We start from the raw sequence: 15,496 nt of genomic DNA, 5'->3' as shown, positions 1-15,496 counted from the left end.
AAAAACTATAGAGCCTCATGCCATTCGGCGCGAACTTGCCGAATGTTTCACTTGCTTCGATCGCCCCATATTGCACGCTCTGCCCAGCTAAGTTACTGTGCCAAGACGTATAAATGAGACCTTCCCCGTGTTGATCGTCAGCAAACTCCTGGATCAAGTCATCAAGGCACACGCCCGCTGGCGTTGGCGCGCCTGAATCCTTCTGCCGGCCCGACCGGATCTTTACCGCTTTGCCTTCTTTACCCGTCAGACACACCGCTTTGCTGCGCGAATCCAGCGTCCGCCAAAGTGCAGGACGCTGCGGGTAAATCATTCGAAGGCTGAATCAAGTCAGTGAATTCAAGAGGTTCTTAACGCCATGTTGCTGATGATCGATAACTACGACTCTTTTACCTACAACGTTGTGCAATACCTTGGTGAGCTGGGCTCCCAGGTCAAAGTCGTGCGCAACGATGAACTTACCGTCGCCGAAATCGAAGCCCTCAATCCTGAGCGCATCGTCGTTTCTCCCGGTCCTTGCACTCCAACTGAAGCCGGCGTCTCGATTGATGTGATCAAGCATTTCGCCGGCAAACTGCCGATCCTCGGTGTCTGCCTGGGCCATCAGTCCATCGGCCAGGCCTTTGGTGGCGATGTGGTTCGCGCGCGCCAGGTCATGCACGGCAAGACCAGCCCGGTGTTCCATGAAGACAAAGGTGTCTTCGAAGGCCTGAACATGCCGCTGACGGTTACCCGCTATCATTCATTGATCGTCAAGCGCGAAACCCTGCCTGATTGCCTCGAGCTGACCGCCTGGACCCAACTGGAAGATGGTTCGGTCGACGAGATCATGGGCCTGCGCCACAAGACCCTGAACATCGAAGGCGTGCAGTTCCACCCTGAGTCGATTCTTACCGAACAGGGACACGAGTTGTTCGCTAACTTCCTCAAACAAACCGGCGGCACGCGCTAAGGACCTTTCATGAACATCAAGACAGCCCTGGGCCGTATCGTCGAACAGCTCGACCTCAGCACCGATGAAATGCGCGACGTGATGCGCGAAATCATGACCGGGCAATGCACGGACGCGCAGATCGGCGCGTTCATGATGGCCATGCGCATGAAGAGCGAAAGCATCGACGAAATCGTCGGCGCGGTGTCGGTCATGCGTGAACTGGCAGACACGGTCGAACTCAAGACCCTCGACGGCGTGGTCGATGTGGTCGGTACTGGCGGTGACGGTGCCAACATCTTCAACGTGTCGACTGCGTCATCCTTTGTGGTCGCGGCGGCCGGTTGCACGGTGGCCAAGCACGGCAACCGCGCGGTCTCGGGTAAAAGCGGCAGTGCCGATTTGCTGGAGGCAGCCGGCATCTACCTGAACCTGACCCCGGTCCAGGTGGCGCGCTGCATCGATAACGTCGGCATCGGCTTCATGTTTGCCCAGACTCATCACAGTGCCATGAAATATGCCGCCGGCCCGCGCAAGGAGCTTGGCTTGCGCACTCTGTTCAACATGCTTGGCCCGCTTACGAATCCGGCCGGTGTGAAACATCAGGTAGTGGGTGTATTCACCCAGGCGTTGTGCCGGCCGCTTGCTGAAGTGTTGCAGCGTTTGGGCAGCAAACATGTGCTGGTGGTGCATTCGAAGGATGGTCTGGACGAATTCAGCCTGGCAGCACCGACCTTTGTCGCGGAACTGAAAAACGATCAGATCACTGAATATTGGGTCGAACCGGAAGACCTGGGCATGAAAAGCCAGAGCCTGCATGGCCTGGCGGTGGAAAGCCCGGCGGCCTCCCTGGAGCTGATTCGCGACGCCCTGGGCAAGCGAAAGACCGAAAACGGTCAGAAAGCTGCCGAGATGATCATGCTCAATGCTGGTGCCGCGCTGTACGCGGCTGACCATGCCAGCAGCCTGAAAGAAGGCGTTGCCTTGGCGCACGATGCGCTGCACACCGGCCTTGCTCGGGAAAAACTCGAGGAACTGGGTGCGTTTACCGCGGTATTCAAAGTGGAGAATGAGGGATGAGTGTACCGACGGTTTTGGAAAACATTCTGGCGCGCAAAGCCGAGGAAGTTGTCGAGCGTAGCGCTCGCGTCAGCCTCGCCGAGCTGGAAAGTCTGGCCAAGGCGGCCGATGCACCCCGTGGTTTTGCCAAGGCTTTGCTGGCTCAGGCCAAGCTGAAAGAGCCTGCAGTCATTGCTGAAATCAAGAAGGCTTCGCCGAGCAAAGGCGTGATCCGCGAGAACTTCGTTCCTGCCGATATTGCCAAGAGCTACGAGAAGGGCGGCGCGACCTGTCTGTCGGTGCTTACCGATATTGATTATTTCCAGGGCGCTGACCTGTACCTGCAGCAGGCCCGCGCGGCGTGCACACTGCCGGTCATTCGCAAGGACTTCATGATCGATCCGTACCAGATCGTCGAAGCCCGTGCCCTTGGCGCCGACTGCGTGCTGTTGATCGTCTCCGCGCTGGACGACGTGAAAATGGCCGAGCTGGCGGCCGTGGCCAAAAGCGTCAACCTTGATGTGCTGGTGGAAGTCCACGATGGCGATGAGCTGGAGCGGGCCTTGAAAACCCTCGACACGCCGCTGGTCGGCATCAACAACCGCAACCTGCACACCTTCGAGGTTAGCCTGGAAACTACCCTCGACCTGTTGCCGCGTATCCCGCGAGATCGTCTGGTGATCACTGAAAGCGGCATCCTCAATCGCGCCGATGTCGAGTTGATGGAAATCAGCGATGTCTACGCGTTCCTGGTTGGCGAGGCGTTCATGCGCGCCGAAAATCCGGGCACTGAACTGCAACGACTGTTCTTCCCTGAGCGCGGCATTCCTGTCAGCGGTTCGACTCTCGACTGAAAAGCATCGCGAGCAAGCTTGCTCCTACAGGGTTTGAGGGTAACCACAATCAACTGTGGGAGCGAGCCTGCTCGCGATAGCGGCATAAGAAACACCACAGACTTTTTGTCTTACGGAGTACCTTGTGACCTCACCTGTTTCTCTGACCATCGAAGGCGGCCTTCAGGCCGAGCAGGATCTGCTGGCCTCGGTCTGTGCTGGCGACGCGGAATTTGGGCTGCTGTTCTGGCAGCCCAGCGACCAGGCATTGGTAATGCCGCGCCGCTTGAATCGCTTGCCAGGTTTCGAACACGCCTGCGAAGTCTCCGCCGCTGCAGGCTGGCCGGTGCTGTTGCGCGATACCGGTGGTGAACCCGTTCCGCAATCAGCGACAACCCTCAACATCGCTCTGGTTTACGCGCCACCGCGTAGCGAAGGGGATCTGAACCGTATCGAGACCGGCTACCGGCGTCTATGTGATCCGATCTGCCAGTTGCTGGATGAGCTGGGGGGCACTTCGTCCCTGGGCGAAATCGACGGTGCCTTCTGTGATGGCCGCTTCAACGTCAATCTGGATGGGCGCAAGATGGTTGGTACTGCCCAGCGCTGGCGCCAGAGCCAAGGTGGTCAGCGTCCAGTAGGGCTGGTTCATGGTGCGATGTTGCTGGATAACGAGCGCGAATCGATGGTCGCGGCGGTCAATCGCTTTAATGAGGCCTGCGGTCTGGAGCAACGGGTGCGGGCAGAAAGCCACATCGCCTTGCATGAGAAGTTCACCGCGCCGGATGCGCTGGAACGTCTTGATGAACTCTACCGTCGAATGCTTGGGCACATGTTCAACGGCTAGATTTACGTGCTCAGCGCGTACCGAAGACCACCATGGTCTTGCCTTTGACATCCACCAGGTTGCGCTCCTCCAGATCCTTGAGCACACGTCCGACCATCTCCCGGGAGCAGCCAACGATCCGTCCGATTTCCTGACGGGTCACCTTGATCTGCATGCCATCGGGATGGGTCATGGCATCTGGCTGCTTGCACAGTTCAAGCAGGCAGCGGGCGACGCGACCGGTGACGTCGAAAAACGCCAGGTCACCGACCTTGCGGGTGGTGTTGCGCAGGCGTTGTGCGATCTGTCCGCTTAGTACGTAAAGAATGTCCGGATCCTGCTGAGACAATTCGCGGAATTTCGCGTAGCTGATTTCTGCCACTTCGCATTCGACCTTGGCCCGCACCCAGGCACTGCGTTCCTGTTCGTGGCCGGCCTGCTCAAACAGACCCAACTCACCGAAAAAATCCCCGGCGTTCAGGTAGGCGATGATCATTTCCCGACCGTCGTCGTCTTCGATCAGGATGGTGACCGAACCCTTGATGATGAAGAACAGCGTCTCCGAGCGGTCACCGGCGCAAATGATGTTGCTCTTGGCCTGATAGCGACGGCGCTGGCAATGCATCAACAGCTTGTCGAGGTTTTTCATCTTGAGGGTGGGGGCAATAGCAACCATGGTTGTATCCCGAAAAGACTGCACGGTGTGTTGGGTTTTTATGAATTGCGGACATTGCGGCTCAGCTGGCCAAGCGCCAGCGAATTGGCGCCAGCTTACCAGACACTTCTTGCAATATTCGAGATTTTACCTACAGCGCTGATGGTTATGTCCTAGGACGCCAATCACTGTCAACCAAGGGGCCTGTGCTAAGCTGGCGACCCTTTTTTAGACAGTGGAGTCTTGGCGATGAAGGCACGCATCCAATGGGCTGGCGAAGCCATGTTCCTCGGCGAATCCGGCAGCGGTCATGTCGTGGTCATGGACGGTCCGCCCGATGCCGGCGGCCGTAACCTGGGTGTCCGGCCGATGGAAATGCTCCTGCTGGGTGTCGGCGGTTGCAGCAATTTCGATGTGGTCAGCATCCTCAAGAAGTCCCGTCAGGCGGTCGAGAGCTGCGAGGCGTTCCTTGAAGCTGAGCGTGCGACTGAAGATCCGAAGGTTTTCACCAAGATCCACATGCATTTTGTGGTCAAGGGGCGTGGCCTGAAGGAAGCGCAGGTCAAGCGGGCTATCGAACTGTCCGCTGAAAAGTATTGCTCGGCTTCGATCATGCTCGGTGCGGCAGGTGTAGAGATCACCCACGACTACGAGATCATCGAGCTGGGTTGAATCGAGATCAAAAAAAGGCGACTGCCTCAGGGCCGTCGCCTTTTTTGTTTCCGGTGTAGCCGGTCAGATCCGATAAGTACTCTTGGTCATGACCTTGGCCATCAAGCTCATCCCGAACTTTACCGGTGCCGGAAAGCGAAAGCCGCCAGCCTCCAGTGCGCTTTCGGCATGCTGTTCTTCATCGATGCGCATCTGCTCGAGAATCGCCCGGGATTTTTCATCCTCGGCCGGCAGTTGCTCCAGGTGTTCATTCAAGTGCTTGCACACCTGATCTTCTGTCGCTGCGACAAAACCCAGGCTGACTTTGTCGCTGATCAGGCCTGCAACAGCGCCTATCCCAAATGACATTCCATAAAACAGCGGATTGAGAATGCTGGTGTGGCTACCCAATTGATGGATGCGTTGCTCACACCACGCCAAATGGTCGACTTCTTCTTCGGCGGCGTGCTCCATCGCGATGCGCACTTGCGGCAGCTTGGCAGTCAGGGCCTGCCCTTGGTACAGCGCTTGGGCGCAGACTTCACCGGTATGGTTGATGCGCATCAGCCCGGCAACGTGGCGAGTGTCTTCATCGCTCAATTTCGCATCGGGCTGTACAATGGCCGGCGACGGACGGTAGGGCTGGCCGCTGAAGGGCAGCAGGGTCCGCATCGCGGCATCGGCTTGCAGCAGAAGGCGATCAATTGGCGAGTAGTGACGTTGGGTAGTCATGCTGACCTCCGGAGGAATCTCGGCGGCCAGTTTAACCCAATCGGCCGGGGAAGGTTTGCGTTGGGTCATTTCGACGCAGGCTCGCCTTGTAGGACCCAGGCTTGCCGGCGATGGCGATCTCAATGACGTCATCGCCGGCAAGCCTGGCTCCTACGGGAGTGTGTATTGAATCAGCCCGGCGGCCAGTGCATCTGACGCTGTCCCAGTACATGCATATGAATGTGATAGACAGTCTGCCCACCTTCTTCATTGCAGTTCATGACAACTCGGAAACCTTTTTCGCAACCCAGTTCCAGGGCCAGGCGCTGGGCGGTGAACAGGATGTGTCCAGCCAGGGCCTTGTCGTCCTCGGTCAGGTCGTTCAGGGTACGTACCGGCTTCTTCGGGACCACCAGGAAGTGCACCGGTGCCTGCGGGGCGATATCGTGGAAGGCCAGTACCTGGTCGTCCTCGTAAATGATCTTCGCCGGGATTTCCCGGTTGATGATCTTGGTGAACAGAGTATCCACAGCTGTTTTCTCCGTTGTTTGGGCTGGCCCGAGTGTACCCATGCCGGGTGTACCCGCCCAGTGTTTTACCTTCAGCGCGGGCAGTGAGCCTTGATGACCATGCCGGTGATCGTCCTGATCAGCCAGCGCGAGCCGAACCGGGGCAGGGTGGCGAACCAGCGGTTGCGTCGCCCCGGAATAATGATTGCGCGATTTTTCTCCAGGGCTCGCACGGTATAGAGCGCGACTTCCTCCGGACTCATCAGCATTTTACTGTTGGACAGTTTGTCGTCGTTCAGTTGCGCGGTGCGGAAAAACGCCGTGCGAGTCGGGCCGGGGCAGAGCACCGAGACCTTGACCGCGCATTTTTTCAGCTCGACGCGCAGGGCTTCGGAAAAGTGCAGTACATAGGCCTTGCTCGCGTAGTAAGTGCTCATCCACGGCCCGGGCTGGAACGCCGCGACCGAAGCGACGTTCAGAATTTGACCGCCACCCTGTAACGCCATGCTGTTACCGATGGCATGGCACAGGCGAGTGAGTGCCAGAATGTTCACTTCAATCAAATCCTGTTCGGTCATCCAGTCTTGAGCCAGGAACGGGCCGCAAGTGCCAATGCCGGCGCAGTTGACCAGCAGGTCGATTTGCCGGTCACCTTCCTCCAGTTCCAGCAGGAAGCCCGACAGGCGCAGTGGCTCGCCCAGATCGCAGGCACGGAACAACACTTCCACGCCAAAACGTTGGGTCAGTTCAATCGCAATGCTTTCCAGCTGATCACGCTGTCGAGCCACCAGAATCAGGCTGCGGCCGCGCCGGGCCAGCGCTTCAGCCATCGCCAGGCCGATGCCGCTGGAAGCGCCAGTGATCAGAGCGTAACGGGTCATGCCATTCTCCATCGCAACAGCTCCGCGCCGCGACGCAGGTGTCACGGGCGGGGAGCGCTGTTCATTCTTTCGCAGAGTCTACAGGGGGCGGGGCTTCTTCGGCTGCCTCGGCTGGCGAATTTGCTTGCGGTTCGACTTCGACATCGATTTCGTCAGTGCTCATCGAGCTGCTTTGGTAGCTGCTTTCGAGGGTGTCTTCATACTCTTGCTGGATTGCCGAGATTCCACCCACCATTGCACCGACGGTAAATAACCCGATAAACACAATCCACAACGCGCACAAAACCTTGACCGCCGTGCTGTTGGGCGGGGGAGGCGGGCCATAGCGGTTCGCGCCGATGTTGCCTGGCATGACCATGATCACCAGCGGGAAGAAACTGCCTACGAACGGAACCAGGTTCAGGAGCCAGAGCCAGCCCGACCAGCCTATATCGTGCAAACGCTGAATGGTGAACAGAACACTGATCACCACGAACGCCAAGAACAGGAAGAAGGCGAAGATGCCGCCGATGATCAGTCCGGTGGTGGAGTCGCCACTGACCAGGCCCAGGCCGATGAGCGCAAACACGCCGACAACGGGAAGGGTCACCAGGCTCAGCACCATCGTCCACGCCAGAAAACGCAGGCGCCCGATGCGACCTTCGACGGCGAAGGGTTTGAGTGCGGCGAATTCCGGCTGTCTTTCGCCAAGGCTTGCCTGTGGTGGCGAATACGGGGACTGCGGCTGCGCTGCAGAGACAGGATCGTGAACATCGGCCAGGTCTAGCTCGATCGTAGGTTGCGCCTCGATCCGGGCATCGACACCCGTATTCCTCAGGGCTTGAAGATAGGCCTGTGCATCAGCCTGTGACAGGTCGCTCTTTAATGCTATCGGTCGACCATTGAACAGGCGCTCGATGGCGCTGACGTCGCTCTTGAACAGCGCAGCGAGATTGAGTTTAGCCGTGTTGATATCAACCCCCGGCAACAAAGTGCCGTCAAACACGATCTTGTAATGGTTTTCGCTCATTGCCCAGGCGTCCTTGTCGCAAGTCATCGATACGAATGGCCAGCCGCTGCTTGAGTGGTTGCTCAGCGCGGCCAGTGTTGGCGCAGTTGCTCTGCTTGCTCCTGTGCCTTGCGGTACTCGGCGTCGAGACGTGCGATCAATTGTTCGACGCTTGGCAAGTCATCGATTTCACCGACGCCCTGGCCCGCGGACCACACAGTTTTCCAGGCTTTGGCTTCATCGCTGATGGGTTTGAGTTTGGAGCCGAAATTGACCTCTCCCTTGTTTTGCAGCGCTGCCGTGTCGAATCCGGCGGCCTCCAGGCTTTGGCGCATGAAGCTTGCCGGTACCCCCGACACTGCTGGAGTATGGATGATATCGGCGGCTCTGGACGTCAGCAGCATCTCTTTGTAGGCGTCAGGCGCGTGACTTTCAGTGGTACCGATAAATCGTGTGCCGAAGTAGGCCAGGTCCGCACCGAGCAATTGTGCTGCGAGAATTTCGTGGCCGTGGTTCAGGCACCCGGCCAGCAGTAGCGTCTTGTCGAAAAACTGGCGGATTTCGGCGATCAGCGAGAACGGGCTCCAGGTGCCAGCATGTCCGCCGGCACCCGCTGCGACGGCAATCAGCCCGTCCACACCCGCCTCGGCGGCTTTCTCGGCATGACGACGGGTCGTCACATCATGGAAAACCAGGCCGCCATAGCCGTGGACCGCATCGACTACTTCCTTAACGGCGCCGAGGCTGGTGATCACGATCGGCACTTCGTGTTCGATGCAGATATCCAGGTCCGCCTGCAAGCGCGGATTGCTGTTGTGCACAATCAGGTTCACCGCGTAGGGCGCAGGGTTTTCCAGAGTCGCCAGCTGCGCCTCGATTTCCTCCAGCCAAGCCTTGAAACCACTGCTCTCGCGTTGATTCAGCGCTGGAAAACTGCCCACTACGCCGTTGCGACAGCAGGCAAGCACCAGTTGCGGGTTGGAAATCAGGAACATCGGCGCGGCCACTACGGGCAAGCGCAAGCGTTGTTCAAGCAGAGCGGGCAGCGACATTTGAAGTACCCCGGTGAGTGATAACTATTGGATTTAGAACGGCCGAACGACGACCAGAATTACGATCGCCAGCAATATCAGAACCGGCACTTCATTGAACCAGCGATAAAAGACATGGCTGCGGGTATTTTCGCCACGGGCAAAGCGCTTTACCTGCGCGCCGCACATATGGTGGTAGCCGATCAGCAACACGACCAAGGTCAGTTTGGCGTGTATCCAGCCACCCTGGCTGAAGATGCCTGGATTGAGGTAGATGAGCCAGCCACCGAAGATCAGCGTGGCGATCATCGCCGGTCCCATGATGCCCCGGTACAACTTGCGCTCCATGATGCTGAAGCGCTCCTTGCTGATGGTGTCTTCGCTTTGGGCGTGGTAGACGAACAGGCGCGGCAGGTAGAACAGGCCGGCAAACCAGCACACGACGCTGATGATGTGGAAAGCTTTGAGCCACAGATAAAGCATTTTTGGTTATTCCCAGGTTCACGGTAGTCCGGATAGTAGAGGCTTGCGGTCCCGCACGTCACGTTGCCGGTTGTCGCAGGACGATACGGGCCCTATTATCGACGGCTTTCCAGTGGGTTCGTTGAGGGCAGGTTTATGGTCAAGGTCGGTATCGTCGGCGGCACGGGTTACACCGGTGTCGAACTGTTGCGTCTGTTGGCACAACATCCGCAAGCTGAAGTGGTGGTGATCACTTCCCGATCCGAGGCCGGCCTGGCCGTGGCCGACATGTACCCGAACCTGCGAGGCCACTACGACGGCCTGGCGTTCAGTGTCCCGGACATCAAGACCCTGGGCGCTTGCGACGTGGTGTTCTTTGCCACCCCTCACGGCGTAGCGCATGCCCTGGCGGGTGAATTGCTGGCAGCCGGCACCAAGGTCATCGACCTGTCTGCGGACTTCCGTCTGCAAGACGCTGATGAGTGGGCGAAATGGTACGGCCAGCCACACGGTGCTCCTGAACTGTTGGATGAAGCGGTCTATGGCCTGCCGGAAGTCAATCGCGAGCAGATCAAGAAGGCGCGCCTGATCGCTGTGCCGGGTTGCTATCCGACCGCTACGCAGTTGGGTTTCCTGCCATTGCTCGAAGCGGGCCTGGCCGATGCTTCGCGCCTGATCGCCGACTGCAAGTCCGGCGTCAGCGGTGCCGGTCGTGGTGCTGCTGTGGGTTCGCTGTACTCCGAGACATCGGAAAGCATGAAGGCTTACGCAGTCAAAGGGCATCGCCACCTGCCGGAAATTCGCCAGGGTTTGCGTCGTGCGGCGGGCAAGGACGTTGGCCTGACCTTCGTGCCGCACCTGACCCCGATGATCCGTGGCATCCACTCCACGCTCTACGCGACCGTCGTGGATCGCTCGGTGGACCTGCAGGCGCTGTTTGAAAAACGTTATGCGAACGAACCGTTCGTCGATGTCATGCCTGCCGGCAGCCATCCGGAAACCCGCAGCGTGCGAGGCGCCAACGTGTGCCGTATTGCCGTGCACCGCCCTCAGGACGGCGATCTGGTGGTCGTGCTGTCGGTGATCGACAACCTGGTCAAAGGCGCGTCGGGTCAGGCCGTGCAGAACATGAACATCCTGTTCGGGCTGGACGAACGTCTGGGCTTGTCCCACGCGGGCATGTTGCCGTAAGGCTATATTGCACTCAGCAAAAGGCCCGTTGAACGGGCCTTTTTGCATTTCCGGCCGAGCGACTGGGTTGCTTGATATACCATAACAATAGTTGACCGCTTTTCTAGGAGAAGCGGATAATGCGCGTCATCACGCAATATGACGGCTTAACGCCGGGAGATAGTCAGCATGAGCGTCGAATCCTTCACCCCCACGGCTTTGCAATTCACCCACGGTGCCGCGCACAAGGTGAAGAGCCTGGTCGATGAAGAGGGGAATGATCGCTTGAAGCTGCGCGTATTCGTTACGGGCGGCGGTTGTTCAGGTTTTCAGTACGGCTTCACTTTTGATGAGGAAGTGGCCAATGACGACACCATCGTTGAGCGCGAAGGTGTGAGTCTGGTTGTCGATCCGATGAGCTTCCAGTACCTGGCAGGAGCCGAGGTGGATTATCAGGAAGGTCTGGAAGGCTCGCGTTTCGTCATCAAGAACCCGAACGCTACCACCACCTGTGGCTGTGGCTCTTCGTTCTCGATCTGATCAGCGCATCTGAATCATCAAAACGCCGCATGGCCTCAGGGCCCTGCGGCGTTTTGCTGTCCGGCATTTAACTATGCAGGGTAGATGGCGCCAAGTACGCGCAGCCCACGGGCACCGGTGACGCTCGGGCGATTGGCCGCGATACCTTCCAGGCAGCAGTGAGCCAACCAGGCGAAAGCCATGGCTTCGACCCAGTCAGGGTCTACGCCGTGAGTGGCGGTGCTGCTGACGGTCGCATCTGGTAGCAGGCTGGCCAGGCGCTTCATGAGTGCAGCATTGTGCGCGCCCCCACCGCAGACCAGCAGCTCCTGAGTATCGGCCTGGGCACTGCGCAGCGATTCGACGATGGTCAATGCCGTCAGTTCCAGCAGCGTTGCCTGGACGTCCTCGGCCGCGAAGGCTGGCAGCGCTGCCAGATGCCGGGTCAGCCATGGCAGGTTGAAGACTTCGCGGCCGGTACTCTTCGGACCCTTTGTTACAAAGAAGGGGTCGCTGAGCAGTGCCTTCAACAGTACTGGTTCGACTTTGCCGCTGGCAGCCCATTGGCCATCACGGTCAAAGTTGTCCCCGCGCCGTTGCTGAATCCAGGCGTCCAGCAACACGTTTCCCGGGCCGCAGTCGAAACCTGCGACAGGCTTGCCGGGTTCAATCAGGCTGAGGTTGCTGAAACCACCCACGTTCAGCACGGCGCGGTTGCCAGGCTGCTCTTCAAAAAGTGCTTCGTGAAAGGCTGGAACCAGCGGTGCGCCTTGCCCGCCAGCGGCAACGTCGCGGCTGCGGAAATCACTGACCACCGTGATGCCGGTCAGCTCGGTCAGCAGGGCCGGATTACCGATTTGCACCGTGAAGCCGCGTGCGGGTTCATGGCGAATGGTCTGGCCGTGACTGCCAATCGCGCGAATGTCGTCAGGCTTGAGGTGCTGCTGGGCAAGGAGGGCGTTAACACCCTGCGCTGCCAGTTTCACCCAGTTCTGTTGGGCAATGGCGGAGCGGGCGATCTCGTCCGGACCGCTGGCGCACAAGCCAAGCAGCTCGGCGCGCAGTGAGTCGGGCATCGGGATGTAGTGGGTGGCAATCAGCCTGATCGCCGGGGCTTGCTCGATCAGCGCTATGTCCAGGCCATCAAGGCTGGTCCCGGACATCACACCTATATAGAGCGCCATGGCCTAGCGCTTGGCCGAAGCTAGCTGGGTGGCTCTTTCCTGGTCCATGCGGGCCATCAGTGGTTGGCTCTGCGCCAGGAAGCGTGCGCGTTCAGCTTTGGAAATCGGATCGGCCATCGCTACTTTCTGGCCCAGCGGATCGACGTGTACGCCATTGACCTGGAATTCGTAATGCAAATGCGGGCCAGTGGAAAGGCCGGTAGTACCGATGTAGCCGATGACCTGGCCTTGCTTGACTGTTCCTCCGGTCTTGACGCCTTTGGCGAAGCCTTGCATGTGGCCGTACAGCGTGCGGTAGGTATTGCCGTGCTGCAGAATGACCGTGTTGCCGTAACCGCCGCGGCGACCTGCCAGTAGTACTTTACCATCACCAGCCGCCTTGATTGGCGTACCACGCGGTGCCGCGTAGTCCACGCCTTTGTGGGCGCGGATCTTATTCAGGATCGGGTGTTTGCGGCCCATGGAGAATTTCGAGCTGATGCGGGCGAAATCCACCGGGGTGCGGATGAATGCCTTGCGCATGCTGTTGCCATCAGCCGTGTAATAGCTGCTGTTGCCTTGCTTGTCGGTATAGCGCACGGCGGTGTAGGTCTTGCCGCGGTTGGTGAAGCGTGCGGACAGGATCGGACCGTTGCCGACCGCTTTGCCGTTGACCACTTTCTGTTCATAGATCACGTCGAACTGGTCGCCCTGGCGAATATCCTGGGCAAAGTCGACGTCGTAGCCAAACACGCTGGCCATGTCCATGGTCAGGCTATGCGACAGGCCTGCACGCGCAGCGGACTGTGACAACGAGCTGTTGATCACGCCATGTACGTAGGCGGAACGCACGGTGGGCTTGGCGGTCGTGCGGTTGAAGCTGTAACCCTTGTCGTTCTTGGTCAGGGTGATGGTTTCGAGGTCGCTGACCTTGCTATGCAGGCTGGTCAGCTGGCCGTCCGGACCCAGTTCGAATTCGAGTTTCTGCCCATGCTTGAGCTGACTGAACTGCTTGGCCTGTTTGTCGCTGGCCAGCAAGTCATGCACTGAAGTGGCTGGAAGGCCGACTTTTGCGAACAGCGTGGAGAGCGTATCGCCTTTGCTGACGATCACTTCCCTGTGACTTGGCGCCTTCTTTTCTTCTGCAACCGGTGCAGGTACCGCTGCAGGAGCGGGAGCCGCTTGAGCAGTTTCCTGCGGCTCCTGGGGGCTGTCTTCGATCTGTGCAAAAGGAGACTCGACCGGCTCATTTGTGGCTTGGACGGCGTGGGCAGCGTCTTGTTCTTGTGTCAGTTGTTCGGCAGGGCTTTCCAGTTCAAGGCTCAGGGTTGTCTTTTTGGCTTCTACATCACTGGAAGGAAATACCAGAAGCGCCAGGCTCAGCAGGGCGGCGATGCCACTGGCTGCGAGCAGGTGGGTTTTCGGGTAAAGCGGTGGCGCTTTAGACGATTCTTTGGTCATAAGTAGTGTTTTGACTTTGAAAAAGATGAATTGGAAAAGATGAATGACATGATGAAGATGAAATAACTGTATAAAATATAACCAAATCATCCCTGAAGCAAGTCCGTGGACGCTCTGTCAGCGGATTGGCGTCATTGTGCCGGCCGAACTTTGTATTTGACGCGCGATCTTGTATGGTTGGTCCCCTTTGAATTCGAGCCTTGCGGGTCTGTTATGAAGTCGGTTGAAGAGCAGCTAGCGCTGATTAAACGTGGTGCGGAAGAACTGTTGGTCGAGTCCGAGCTGATCGAAAAACTCAAGCGTGGCCAACCGCTACGTATCAAGGCCGGCTTCGATCCGACCGCCCCGGACTTGCACCTGGGCCACACCGTGCTTATCAATAAGCTGCGCCAGTTCCAGGAGTTGGGTCACCAGGTGATCTTCCTGATTGGCGACTTCACCGGGATGATTGGCGATCCGAGCGGCAAGAGTGCAACGCGTCCTCCGCTGACTCGTGAGCAGGTTCTCGAAAATGCCGAGACCTACAAGTCCCAGGTGTTCAAGATTCTCGATCCGGCCAGGACTGAAGTGGCATTCAACTCCACCTGGATGGATCAGATGGGTCCCGCCGACTTCATCCGCCTGACTTCGCAGTACACCGTGGCTCGCATGCTCGAGCGCGATGACTTCGACAAGCGCTACACGACCAATCAGCCGATCGCCATCCATGAGTTCCTTTATCCGCTGGTCCAGGGTTACGACTCGGTCGCGTTGCGCGCGGATGTTGAGCTCGGCGGCACCGATCAGAAGTTCAACCTGTTGATGGGGCGTGAGTTGCAGCGTGGTTACGGCCAGGAAGCCCAGTGCATTCTGACCATGCCCCTGCTTGAAGGTCTGGATGGCGTGAAGAAGATGTCCAAGTCCCTGGGCAACTATGTCGGTATCCAGGAGGCGCCGGGAGTGATGTACAGCAAGCTGGTCTCCATTCCGGATGCGTTGATGTGGCGTTACTTCGAGCTGCTCAGCTTCCGTTCCATGGATGAGATCAATGCCTTCCGTTCCGATGTCGAGGCGGGTGCCAACCCGCGTGACATCAAGATCAAGCTGGCTGAAGAGATCGTTGCCCGCTTCCATGGTGAGGAGGCTGCGGCCAACGCTCATCGTGCGGCAGGTAATCGTATGAAGGATGGCGAGCTGCCGGACGATCTGCCTGAAATCGAATTGACTGCAGCCGAAGATATGCCGATCGCCGCCGTCCTTAATAAGGCTGGCCTGGTGAAGAACTCGGCTGTGGCGCGTGATCTGCTCGGTTCCGGTGGTGTGCGTATCGATGGCGAGGTGGTCGATCGCTCCTTTATATACGTACTGGGAGCGACCCACGTTTGCCAGGCCGGCAAGAAGGCATTTGCGCGTATTACGCTCAAATCTGAATAAACCTGTAACAAAGGGTTGACGACGGATTTCAGGGGCCTATAATTCGCCCCACTTCCGGCGCAGTCGAAACGGAAAACTCCTTGGTAAACAATGAGTTACGCAGTTTTCGGCAGCAGGTTGCTTCAGTTCATCGAAGCGCCAAGGAAGTTGAAAAAGAGGTGTTGACAACAGCGTGTAACGCTGTAGAATTCGCCTCCCGCTGATGAGAGATCTGAAGCGCAAGTGGTTGAAGT

17 protein-coding genes are annotated in these 15,496 nt (G+C 58.3%); 8 read left to right on the top strand and 9 right to left on the bottom strand.

Annotated features, from left to right (window positions below; genetic code table 11):
* The first annotated feature begins 358 nt into the window (after positions 1–358).
* The 4 genes from AC1Q8Q_RS08125 (at position 359) to AC1Q8Q_RS08110 (ending at position 3,670) form a co-directional block, all read left to right on the top strand.
* Positions 359–952 carry an aminodeoxychorismate/anthranilate synthase component II gene (locus AC1Q8Q_RS08125; protein ID WP_020798793.1) on the top strand — a complete coding sequence of 198 codons (594 nt, stop codon included), beginning with the start codon at positions 359–361 and terminating at the stop codon, positions 950–952.
* 9 nt (positions 953–961) lie between these two features.
* On the top strand, positions 962–2,011 hold the full coding sequence (gene trpD / locus AC1Q8Q_RS08120) for an anthranilate phosphoribosyltransferase (RefSeq protein ID WP_020798792.1): 1,050 nt from the start codon (positions 962–964) through the stop codon (positions 2,009–2,011).
* Positions 2,008–2,844 carry an indole-3-glycerol phosphate synthase TrpC gene (trpC, locus tag AC1Q8Q_RS08115; protein WP_020798791.1) on the top strand — a complete coding sequence of 279 codons (837 nt, stop codon included), beginning with the start codon at positions 2,008–2,010 and terminating at the stop codon, positions 2,842–2,844. The genes trpD and trpC overlap by 4 nt, the downstream gene beginning before the upstream one ends.
* 124 nt (positions 2,845–2,968) lie before the next feature.
* Positions 2,969–3,670: a lipoate--protein ligase family protein gene (locus tag AC1Q8Q_RS08110; RefSeq protein WP_020798790.1), complete on the top strand. Its 702-nt coding sequence runs from the start codon at positions 2,969–2,971 to the stop codon at positions 3,668–3,670.
* A gap of 10 nt (positions 3,671–3,680) precedes the next feature.
* On the opposite strand, the gene crp is transcribed toward AC1Q8Q_RS08110, so the two are convergent.
* Positions 3,681–4,325, bottom strand: a complete 645-nt coding sequence (gene crp / locus AC1Q8Q_RS08105) for a cAMP-activated global transcriptional regulator CRP (RefSeq protein WP_020798789.1) — start codon at positions 4,323–4,325, stop codon at positions 3,681–3,683.
* 228 nt (positions 4,326–4,553) lie between these two features.
* Between crp and AC1Q8Q_RS08100 the strand changes: the two genes are divergently transcribed.
* The gene (locus AC1Q8Q_RS08100) at positions 4,554–4,976 is read left to right on the top strand and encodes an OsmC family protein (RefSeq protein WP_008061600.1); all 423 of its coding nucleotides are present in this window, start codon (positions 4,554–4,556) and stop codon (positions 4,974–4,976) included.
* A 63-nt stretch (positions 4,977–5,039) separates the two neighbouring features.
* Here AC1Q8Q_RS08100 and coq7 read toward each other — a convergent pair whose 3' ends face one another.
* From coq7 to hemJ, 6 genes are all read right to left on the bottom strand, one after another.
* On the bottom strand, positions 5,040–5,687 hold the full coding sequence (gene coq7 / locus AC1Q8Q_RS08095; protein WP_008061601.1) for a 2-polyprenyl-3-methyl-6-methoxy-1,4-benzoquinone monooxygenase: 648 nt from the start codon (positions 5,685–5,687) through the stop codon (positions 5,040–5,042).
* Between the two features lie 170 nt (positions 5,688–5,857).
* Positions 5,858–6,196 (bottom strand): histidine triad nucleotide-binding protein, encoded by a 339-nt coding sequence (locus tag AC1Q8Q_RS08090; protein WP_007986008.1) that lies wholly within the window; start codon positions 6,194–6,196, stop codon positions 5,858–5,860.
* A 71-nt stretch (positions 6,197–6,267) separates the two neighbouring features.
* Positions 6,268–7,056: an SDR family NAD(P)-dependent oxidoreductase gene (locus AC1Q8Q_RS08085; RefSeq protein WP_033038784.1), complete on the bottom strand. Its 789-nt coding sequence runs from the start codon at positions 7,054–7,056 to the stop codon at positions 6,268–6,270.
* Between the two features lie 61 nt (positions 7,057–7,117).
* A complete protein-coding gene (locus tag AC1Q8Q_RS08080) occupies positions 7,118–8,065 on the bottom strand; it encodes a DUF805 domain-containing protein (protein ID WP_492614956.1) in 948 nt (315 codons plus the stop codon).
* Between the two features lie 62 nt (positions 8,066–8,127).
* Complete coding sequence (locus AC1Q8Q_RS08075; RefSeq protein ID WP_083349807.1) at positions 8,128–9,096, bottom strand: NAD(P)H-dependent flavin oxidoreductase; 969 nt, start codon at positions 9,094–9,096, stop codon at positions 8,128–8,130.
* Between the two features lie 33 nt (positions 9,097–9,129).
* Positions 9,130–9,558, bottom strand: a complete 429-nt coding sequence (gene hemJ, locus AC1Q8Q_RS08070; protein WP_020798784.1) for a protoporphyrinogen oxidase HemJ — start codon at positions 9,556–9,558, stop codon at positions 9,130–9,132.
* Between the two features lie 135 nt (positions 9,559–9,693).
* On the opposite strand from hemJ, the gene argC reads away from it, so the two are divergent.
* Together argC and erpA are read left to right on the top strand one after the other, a co-directional pair.
* Positions 9,694–10,728, top strand: a complete 1,035-nt coding sequence (gene argC / locus AC1Q8Q_RS08065; RefSeq protein WP_020798783.1) for an N-acetyl-gamma-glutamyl-phosphate reductase — start codon at positions 9,694–9,696, stop codon at positions 10,726–10,728.
* A gap of 168 nt (positions 10,729–10,896) precedes the next feature.
* On the top strand, positions 10,897–11,247 hold the full coding sequence (erpA, locus tag AC1Q8Q_RS08060; RefSeq protein ID WP_492614955.1) for an iron-sulfur cluster insertion protein ErpA: 351 nt from the start codon (positions 10,897–10,899) through the stop codon (positions 11,245–11,247).
* Between the two features lie 71 nt (positions 11,248–11,318).
* Here erpA and AC1Q8Q_RS08055 read toward each other — a convergent pair whose 3' ends face one another.
* Entirely contained in the window at positions 11,319–12,410 is a 1,092-nt protein-coding gene (locus AC1Q8Q_RS08055; protein ID WP_033038772.1) for an anhydro-N-acetylmuramic acid kinase, read from the bottom strand.
* Between the two features lie 3 nt (positions 12,411–12,413).
* Entirely contained in the window at positions 12,414–13,850 is a 1,437-nt protein-coding gene (locus tag AC1Q8Q_RS08050) for a peptidoglycan DD-metalloendopeptidase family protein (RefSeq protein ID WP_033038769.1), read from the bottom strand.
* A 213-nt stretch (positions 13,851–14,063) separates the two neighbouring features.
* On the opposite strand from AC1Q8Q_RS08050, the gene tyrS reads away from it, so the two are divergent.
* Positions 14,064–15,263, top strand: coding sequence for a tyrosine--tRNA ligase (gene tyrS, locus AC1Q8Q_RS08045; RefSeq protein WP_168759024.1), 1,200 nt, complete (start codon positions 14,064–14,066; stop codon positions 15,261–15,263).
* Positions 15,264–15,496: the final 233 nt, after the last annotated feature.

The sequence above is a fragment of the Pseudomonas sp. GW823-FHT06B06 genome (genome assembly GCF_058795195.1).
This window is presented reverse-complemented; position numbering and strand designations above follow the sequence as displayed.